This is a genomic window from Helicobacter pylori, assembly GCF_014496485.1.
Taxonomy (GTDB): Bacteria; Campylobacterota; Campylobacteria; order Campylobacterales; family Helicobacteraceae; genus Helicobacter; species Helicobacter pylori_DD.
The window spans coordinates 38,845-46,514 of sequence record NZ_JACTAX010000013.1; the positions used below are offsets into that span (position 1 = coordinate 38,845).

The following is a 7,670-nucleotide window of genomic DNA, read 5'->3' on the forward strand; positions in this document are numbered from 1 at the left end:
ATATATAAAGTTTTTAAAAAATATCCACAGGATCCATGTTCACGCTGCAAGGGATATTGGTGGCGGTTTTTAAAAACGCATGCACGCTTTTGATTAGGCTTAAAGGGTTTTTGGAACGCAATAAAATCAGGTGGCGGTAAGAAGAGGCGATTTTTTCAATGGGGGCTTTGAAATTGGAGAGCGTTACGCCCTTTTCTAAACACGAAGAAAGGGTTTGAGAGGCTTTTAGGCTCAATTGTTGGGCTTTTTCTTCGTTTTTATGCTTAAATTCCAACAAACACAGCCTTGAAAAAGGCGGGTAGAGTTCGCACCTTTCTTGCAATTCGTATTGTAAAAAATCTTCATAATCTTCTAAGAAATTTTCTAATAGATCCGTTTCGGTGCTTTGAATGAACACTTGGCCAGAAATTTGCCTAGCGCTCCTCCCAGCGATTTGATAAAGTAACGACACGCCTTCTTCTAAAGCCCTGTAACTATTAGATTTAATGATATTGTCTATGCCTAAAACAACCGCCAAACTCACTTTAGCGTAATCATGCCCTTTGCTTATCATTTGAGTGCCGATTAAGATATTCGTTTTTTGAGCGTTGAAATCGTTTAAAATATTGTGGAGTTTTTTGGGTGTGCTAGTGTGATCTTTATCCAAAATCGCTATTTTAGCGCCTTTCAAAAGGCCTTCCAACTCGTTCAACACTTGCATGGTGCCTATCCTTTTACCCACTAAAACTTCGCTTTGGCATGCGCTGCAAATTTTAGGGATAGGGCTTGAAAAATGGCAATAATGGCACATGAGTTTGTTGGTTTTTAAATGCAAGCTCATATTCACGCTGCAAAAAGGGCATTGAACGCTTTTATAGCAATTTTGGCACAGCAAGGTTTTGAAATTAGCCCTTGTAGGCACAAAAATAATGGCTTGCTCGTTTTTGTCTATCACTTGTTTTAGCGCTTCTAGGAGTTTGGGCGTGATAAAACGCTCGGTTTTTTCAAAAATAATGTTTTTTTGCGTAGGGGTGTAGCGCCCCTTTAGACGCACTAAAGCCTTATCTTTGAAGCGTTTGTAACTATTCAAACTTGGCGTAGCAGAGCCTAAGATCACTTGAATAGGGAATTTATGGGATAAATACAAGCATAAATCCCTAGCGTTATACATAGGGCTTTGATGGGATTTATAAGAAAAGTCATGCTCTTCATCTACAATGATTAAACCCAACTCCTTAAGGGGTAAAAACAACGCGCTTCGTGTGCCTACCACTAATTTGATTTCTTGCGAATAAAGCTTTTCTAAAAATTGTTTTTTTTGATTTTGAGAGAGTTTGCTATGCCACAAGCCTAAATTTTCTTTAAAGACCCTTTTAAGGCGTTGTTGCATTTGAGGGGTGAGGGCGATTTCTGGCACTAACAATAAAGCGCTTTTTTCTTGATCTAAAATTTGAGCGATTGCATGCATATAAATTTCGGTTTTCCCGCTGCCCGTATCGCCAAAAAGCAAGCTTGCTGGATGTTTTTGCAATTCTTTTAAAGCGTTTGTTTGCGTTTGGCTTAATATATTAAGAACAGGCTCAATTTTTTCTAACCCCACTAAATCGCATTCTTTAAAAGGGGTAAAAAGGCTTAAAACTGAAGAAAGATTAGCTGAGTAATATTGAGCGATAAAAATAGCGAGCTCCATTTGAAAGGGGAGTAAAAAATAAGGGGTTTTTTCCAATTCTAGGCATTCAAAAGGGGGTTTTGAAACTTCTTCAAGAACGACTCCTAAAAGCGTTTTATTCCTTAAAGGGATATTGACTAACGCTCCTTTTTGGTGTTGCTCTTTAGAAAAGTAAGTTAAAGGAGGGGTTTTATTTTTTAAAGGAGCGATCAAGTGATAGAACATGATGAGATTTTTTCTAAAAGCTTTTTTAGTTCATTATGCAAATACTCGTTTTGACAACTTTCATGCAAATAATCCTTCAAAAGCTCTAAAGCGTTTAATTCTTGGTTATGGAAACGCTCCTTTAGGGTGCGTTTCATCTCATCGCTAAAGGTGTTATTGAGAGAGATTTTATAGCGTTTGCCTAAATAAGTGATTTCTAAGCTATCGTTTTCTAAAGACATGTTTTTAATGGTTTATGACAATAAATCAGAGATTTTGTCATAAAGACCTTGAATACCCTTATCTTTAGCGCTCAATTCATCGTATAAAATAGCGATTTGAATGTCTTTTTCTTCATTTTGTGCATTCAAGGTGGTGTTTGCTTGGCGTAAAGCGCTCAACTCTTCTTCTTGTTTTTGGATTTTTTCAATCAATTCATCAATTTTAGCGCCCAATTGGTTTAACAAACTTAAAGATTGCATCATAAGCCTTTCATGGTTTTTAAAAGTTATTATATCAAAGCTATTAAATTATCGCAAAATACCCCTATCCTCTTAAGATAATGGCTTTTACTATAAAATAAAGTAACTAAAACCCCATGTTTTAAACCATTCTTATGGCGGTATTTGGTATTTTTGATTACCATAAAGCAACAAGACAGAAAGCTTGGCATGGGAGTGGTGAATGCAAAAAAGTATATTAAAAATGACTCTGTTGTTGGTTTTCCTCTTTTTAAGAAGCGCTGTTGGTTTGGAGGACAAAAAAGCGGATCTTAAAAGCGTTCAAAATACGCCCAAAAATTTACCCCCTATCCAATTAAGGCTCAATCAAGTCCATGAAGAACTTATAGAAATGTTAGAAAATATGGGGAAAGGCACGCAATATGAGTTCCCTAAAATCAAAGAAATCCTGGAGCAAAGCGAAGAAGAATGGCTCAAAGTCGCCCATGAAGAATGCGTGGCGTTGGTCATGCTAATAAGCCCTAAAGCTTCTATTGAAAATAGCCCGATTTATAAAAATTGCTATGAAGCTTATGTGAAGCAAAGAATCCATGATTTATATGATTTTTATATAGAAAGCAAAAAGGTGAAAAGAAAAATCAAAAAAGCCCATAAGCAAGAGACCGCTATTAATCAATCCCAGCCTTTAATAAAAGAGCCACCCAAGAACGAGAATAAAAAAAGCTTAGTAAAACCTAGCTTAAAAGATGCGAGTGTCCCTAAAGGGTATTACTTGCAAATTGGGGCTTTTTTGAACGCGCCCAGTAAGGATTTTTTGCAAACGCTCAAAACTTTCCCCTACCAAATAAAGAAAAAAGACTCCCTCACGCATTATTTGATTGGCCCTTATAAAACGAAAGAAGAAGCCCTAAAACAGCTTGAAAATGCAACTAAAAGCTTTAAAAATAAGCCTGTGTTGGTGGAAAAGTAATCGTTTTAGCTATCCCTATTTGATGAAAACAAATCTATAGTTTTATTGGATTTGATAAAGCCACCTAGCTATTAGCACGACAAACAAACTCGCACCCAAAAACACATAGCCTATCATTTTATAAAGGGGGATAAAATTTTTTTGAATTTCTTCTTCTGCAATGATGATTTTAGAAACCTCTAAGCGGTTAGTTGGGGCGCTGTCTGTGAGGTAAAAGCCCTGTTTTTTAAGCGCAAAATAAGGGGTTTTGATCAGGGCGTCATTTTTAAAAGAGGCCACAAACGCCCCGATATTAGAAAACTTGACTTTGTTATCCGCATCTAATAAGACAAAGGGGGTGTTTTTGAATCGTTCTTCTAAGATTTTTAAAGGTTCCAAAGAAGAGGCATTATTTAATTCTAAAAGGCTTTTAGCGATCGCATCAGCGGTGTATTGCATGCGTATTTGGGTGTTTTCTAAAAGGTTATTTTTCGCATAAAAGAAAAATAACGCTAACAAAACCCCCACTAAAAGCAAGGTAGAAAGGGTATAAACGATTAAAAAACGCTTTTTAAAAGAATAGGGCATGACAAACCTTTTTGTTGATAGCGGGTTGGATAACACAGCTTTTTATGATTGGATTAAAAACGCTCAAAAACAGCCTCTTTTTTCTACCATACTTATTTAATTTTATGGTAAATTTTTGAAAAATTGTTATAATTCCTACACTTTTATTGGTAAATTCAATGGAGAAAGGAGTTTGGAACATGCTTGACATATGGATAGATATGATAATTTGTATTTTTTATTTGCTCTTTTTTACGACTCCTTACATTGTAGGCGATATTTTGCAATTGAAATTTATCCGTCAAAAACTCTGCGAGAAGCCTGTTTTACTCCCACAAAAGGATTATGAAGAAGCGGGAAATTATGCCATTAGGAAAATGCAATTATCCATTATTTCTCAAATTTTAGACGGAATCATCTTTGCTGGCTGGGTCTTTTTTGGTTTGACGCATTTAGAAGATCTCACGCATTATTTAAACCTTCCTGAAACGCTAGGCTACTTGGTGTTTGCTTTGTTGTTTTTAGCGATTCAAAGCGTTTTAGCTTTACCCATTAGCTACTACACCACCATGCATTTGGATAAAGAATTTGGCTTTTCTAAAGTGAGCTTGTCGTTGTTTTTTAAGGATTTTTTCAAAGGGTTATCGCTCACTTTAAGCGTGGGGTTGTTGTTGATTTACACTCTCATAATGGTCATTGAACATGTGGAGCATTGGGAGATTAGCTCGTTTTTTGTCGTGTTTGTTTTTATGATCTTGGCTAATCTTTTTTACCCTAAAATCGCCCAGCTTTTCAACCAATTCACCCCCTTGAATAACCGGGATTTGGAGAGTCAAATTGAGAGCATGATGGATAAAGTGGGTTTTAAATCTGAAGGTATCTTTGTGATGGACGCTAGCAAGAGAGATGGGCGTTTGAATGCGTATTTTGGAGGCTTGGGTAAAAACAAGCGGGTGGTGTTGTTTGACACTTTGATCTCTAAAGTTGGGACAGAAGGGCTTTTAGCCATTTTAGGGCATGAATTAGGGCATTTTAAAAATAAGGATTTGTTGAAAAGTTTAGGGATTATGGGAGGCTTGCTCGCTCTTGTTTTTGCTTTGATCGCTCATTTGCCGCCATTGGTTTTTGAAGGCTTTAATGTCTCACAAACGCCAGCGAGTTTGATTACGATTTTACTCTTGTTTTTGCCGGTGTTTTCTTTTTACGCCATGCCTTTGATCGGGTTTTTTAGCCGAAAGAATGAATACAATGCGGACAAATTTGGAGCGAGTTTAAGCTCTAAAGAGACTTTAGCCAAAGCGTTAGTGTCCATTGTGAGCGAAAATAAAGCGTTCCCCTATTCGCACCCTTTTTATGTTTTCTTGCATTTCACCCACCCGCCGCTATTAGAACGCTTGAAAGCTTTGGATTATGAAATTGAATGACCCTTTCACAAGCCCTAAATAAAGCCAAAAAAGAATTATCGCAAAAAGGCTTTAGAGGGGGCTTGGAGTCTGAAATTTTATTAGGCTTTGTCTTGCAAAAAGAAAGGGTTTTTTTGCACACGCATGCTTATTTAGAGTTAAACCACGAAGAAGAGACATGCTTTTTTGAATTAGTAGAAAAGCGCTTGAATGACTGCCCCATAGAGTATTTATTAGGAAGCTGTGATTTTTATGGGCGCTCTTTTTTCGTGAATGAGCATGTTTTAATCCCACGGCCTGAAACCGAGATTTTAGTCCAAAAAGCCCTTGATATTATTTCTCAACACCATTTAAAAGAAATAGGCGAAATCGGCATAGGGAGTGGTTGCGTGTCTGTTAGTTTGGCTTTAGAAAACCCTAATCTCTCTATTTATGCGAGCGATATTTCACCAAACGCTTTAGAAGTGGCGTTAAAAAACATTGAACGCTTTAATTTAAAAGAGCGTGTTTTTTTAAAACAAACGCATCTTTGGGATCGCATGCCAACGATAGAAATGCTTGTCTCTAACCCACCCTATATCGCTAGAGGTTATCCTTTGGAAAAATCCGTTCTCAAAGAACCGCACGAAGCCCTTTTTGGGGGGGTTAAAGGCGATGAAATCTTAAAAGAAATCGTTTTTTTAGCCGCTGGATTAAAAATCCCTTTTTTGGTTTGTGAAATGGGGTATGACCAGTTAAAGAGCTTGAAAGAATGCTTGGAATTTTGCGGTTATGATGCAAAGTTTTACAAGGATTTGAGTGGCTTTGATAGAGGGTTTGTGGGCGTTTTAAAAAGTTTTTTAAAATAAGGTTAAAACTTAATTACCCTTTTAGTGTTACAATAAAAACACTTAAAATAATAAAGGATGCCGCTCATGTATATTGAAAAAATCCTCCAATCTTTACAGGAAAAATACCCCTATCAAAAAGAGTTCCATCAAGCCGTTTATGAAGCTATCACTTCGTTAAAACCCCTTTTAGACAGCGATAAAAGTTATGAAAAGCATGCCATTTTAGAGCGTTTGATTGAGCCTGAAAGGGAGATTTTTTTTAGGGTGTGTTGGCTAGATGATAACCATCAGATCCAAGTCAATCGGGGGTGTAGGGTTGAATTCAATTCAGCTATTGGCCCTTATAAGGGGGGTTTGAGATTCCACCCTAGCGTGAATGAAAGCGTGATCAAGTTTTTAGGCTTTGAGCAAGTGTTGAAAAATTCGCTCACCACTTTGGCTATGGGGGGTGCTAAGGGGGGGAGCGATTTTGACCCTAAAGGGAAGAGCGAGCATGAGATCATGCGTTTTTGCCAGGCGTTCATGAACGAATTATACCGCCATATTGGAGCCACGACTGATGTGCCAGCTGGGGATATTGGAGTGGGCGAAAGAGAGATTGGCTATCTGTTTGGGCAATACAAAAAATTAGTCAATCGTTTTGAGGGCGTATTGACCGGTAAAGGACTCACTTATGGGGGGAGCTTGTGCAGAAAAGAATCTACCGGCTATGGGTGCGTGTATTTTGCGGAAGAAATGTTGCAAGAAAGGAACAGCTCTTTAGAGGGTAAGGTTTGCAGCGTTTCTGGGAGCGGTAATGTCGCTATTTATACCATTGAAAAATTGCTTCAAATAGGAGCCAAACCGGTAACGGCGAGCGATTCTAATGGCATGATTTATGATAAAGACGGCATTGATTTAGAGCTTTTGAAAGAGATTAAAGAAGTGCGTCGTGGGAGGATCAAAGAATACGCCCTACAAAAGCCAAGCGCGAAATACACCCCCATAGAAAATTACCCCAAAGGGGGGAATGCGGTGTGGCATGTGCCTTGTTTTGCGGCTTTTCCTAGCGCGACTGAGAATGAATTGAGCGTTTTAGACGCTAAAACTTTGCTTTCTAACGGATGCAAATGCGTGGCTGAAGGGGCGAACATGCCCTCAAGCAATGAAGCGGTTGAATTGTTTTTGCAGGCTAAGATTTCTTATGGTATAGGCAAGGCGGCTAATGCTGGGGGGGTGAGCGTGAGCGGCTTGGAAATGGCGCAAAATGCGAGCATGCACCCTTGGAGTTTTGAAGTGGTGGATGCGAAATTACACCATATTATGAAAGAGATTTATAAAAATGTCTCTCAAACCGCTAAAGAGTTTAAAGACCCTACTAATTTTGTTTTAGGGGCTAATATCGCTGGTTTTAGAAAAGTGGCGTCTGCGATGATAGCACAAGGGGTTTGATTACCCCCCAATTTTACAAACCCAATTTTTTAACCAACTTTCTCGCCGCACGCAACAAAGGCAAGGATTTTTGATAAGCTTTGCGATAGATTTTAAAAGTGGTGTTTTGAGAGAGTTCCAACAAAGGCGAAGCGTTTTGTAAAAGGCGATCATAATTAACCCTCAAATCATCATAAT

8 protein-coding genes and 1 pseudogene are annotated in these 7,670 nt (G+C 38.1%); 4 read left to right on the forward strand and 5 right to left on the reverse strand.

The annotated features are described in order from the left end of the window. Positions 1-13: 13 nt before the first annotated feature. The 3 genes from IC572_RS06935 to zapB are packed head-to-tail and all read right to left on the reverse strand — an operon-like array spanning position 14 to position 2,334. A complete protein-coding gene (locus tag IC572_RS06935) occupies positions 14-1,873 on the reverse strand; it encodes a primosomal protein N' (protein ID WP_187855595.1) in 1,860 nt (619 codons plus the stop codon). Further along, positions 1,858-2,094, reverse strand: coding sequence for a hypothetical protein (locus IC572_RS06940; RefSeq protein ID WP_000051171.1), 237 nt, complete (start codon positions 2,092-2,094; stop codon positions 1,858-1,860). The genes IC572_RS06935 and IC572_RS06940 overlap by 16 nt, the downstream gene beginning before the upstream one ends. Before the next feature lie 12 nt (positions 2,095-2,106). Then, positions 2,107-2,334: a cell division protein ZapB gene (gene zapB / locus IC572_RS06945; RefSeq protein ID WP_001191196.1), complete on the reverse strand. Its 228-nt coding sequence runs from the start codon at positions 2,332-2,334 to the stop codon at positions 2,107-2,109. Between the two features lie 202 nt (positions 2,335-2,536). Between zapB and IC572_RS06950 the strand changes: the two genes are divergently transcribed. Beyond that, complete coding sequence (locus tag IC572_RS06950) at positions 2,537-3,283, forward strand: SPOR domain-containing protein (protein WP_187855597.1); 747 nt, start codon at positions 2,537-2,539, stop codon at positions 3,281-3,283. 42 nt (positions 3,284-3,325) lie between these two features. Here the strand turns inward: IC572_RS06950 and IC572_RS06955 are convergent, their stop codons facing one another. Continuing rightward, a complete protein-coding gene (locus tag IC572_RS06955) occupies positions 3,326-3,850 on the reverse strand; it encodes a hypothetical protein (RefSeq protein WP_187855599.1) in 525 nt (174 codons plus the stop codon). A gap of 179 nt (positions 3,851-4,029) precedes the next feature. Here IC572_RS06955 and IC572_RS06960 point away from each other — a divergent pair, with 179 nt between their 5' ends. From IC572_RS06960 to gdhA, 3 genes are all read left to right on the forward strand, one after another. Then, entirely contained in the window at positions 4,030-5,253 is a 1,224-nt protein-coding gene (locus IC572_RS06960) for a M48 family metallopeptidase (protein ID WP_187855601.1), read from the forward strand. Further along, positions 5,250-6,080 (forward strand): peptide chain release factor N(5)-glutamine methyltransferase, encoded by an 831-nt coding sequence (prmC, locus tag IC572_RS06965; protein ID WP_187855603.1) that lies wholly within the window; start codon positions 5,250-5,252, stop codon positions 6,078-6,080. Before IC572_RS06960 ends, prmC begins: the two co-directional genes overlap by 4 nt. A 66-nt stretch (positions 6,081-6,146) precedes the next feature. Further along, positions 6,147-7,493 (forward strand): NADP-specific glutamate dehydrogenase, encoded by a 1,347-nt coding sequence (gdhA, locus tag IC572_RS06970; protein WP_187855605.1) that lies wholly within the window; start codon positions 6,147-6,149, stop codon positions 7,491-7,493. Between the two features lie 13 nt (positions 7,494-7,506). Here gdhA and IC572_RS06975 read toward each other — a convergent pair. Continuing rightward, positions 7,507-7,670, reverse strand: a pseudogene (locus IC572_RS06975) (glycosyltransferase family 10 domain-containing protein); the annotation flags it as partial.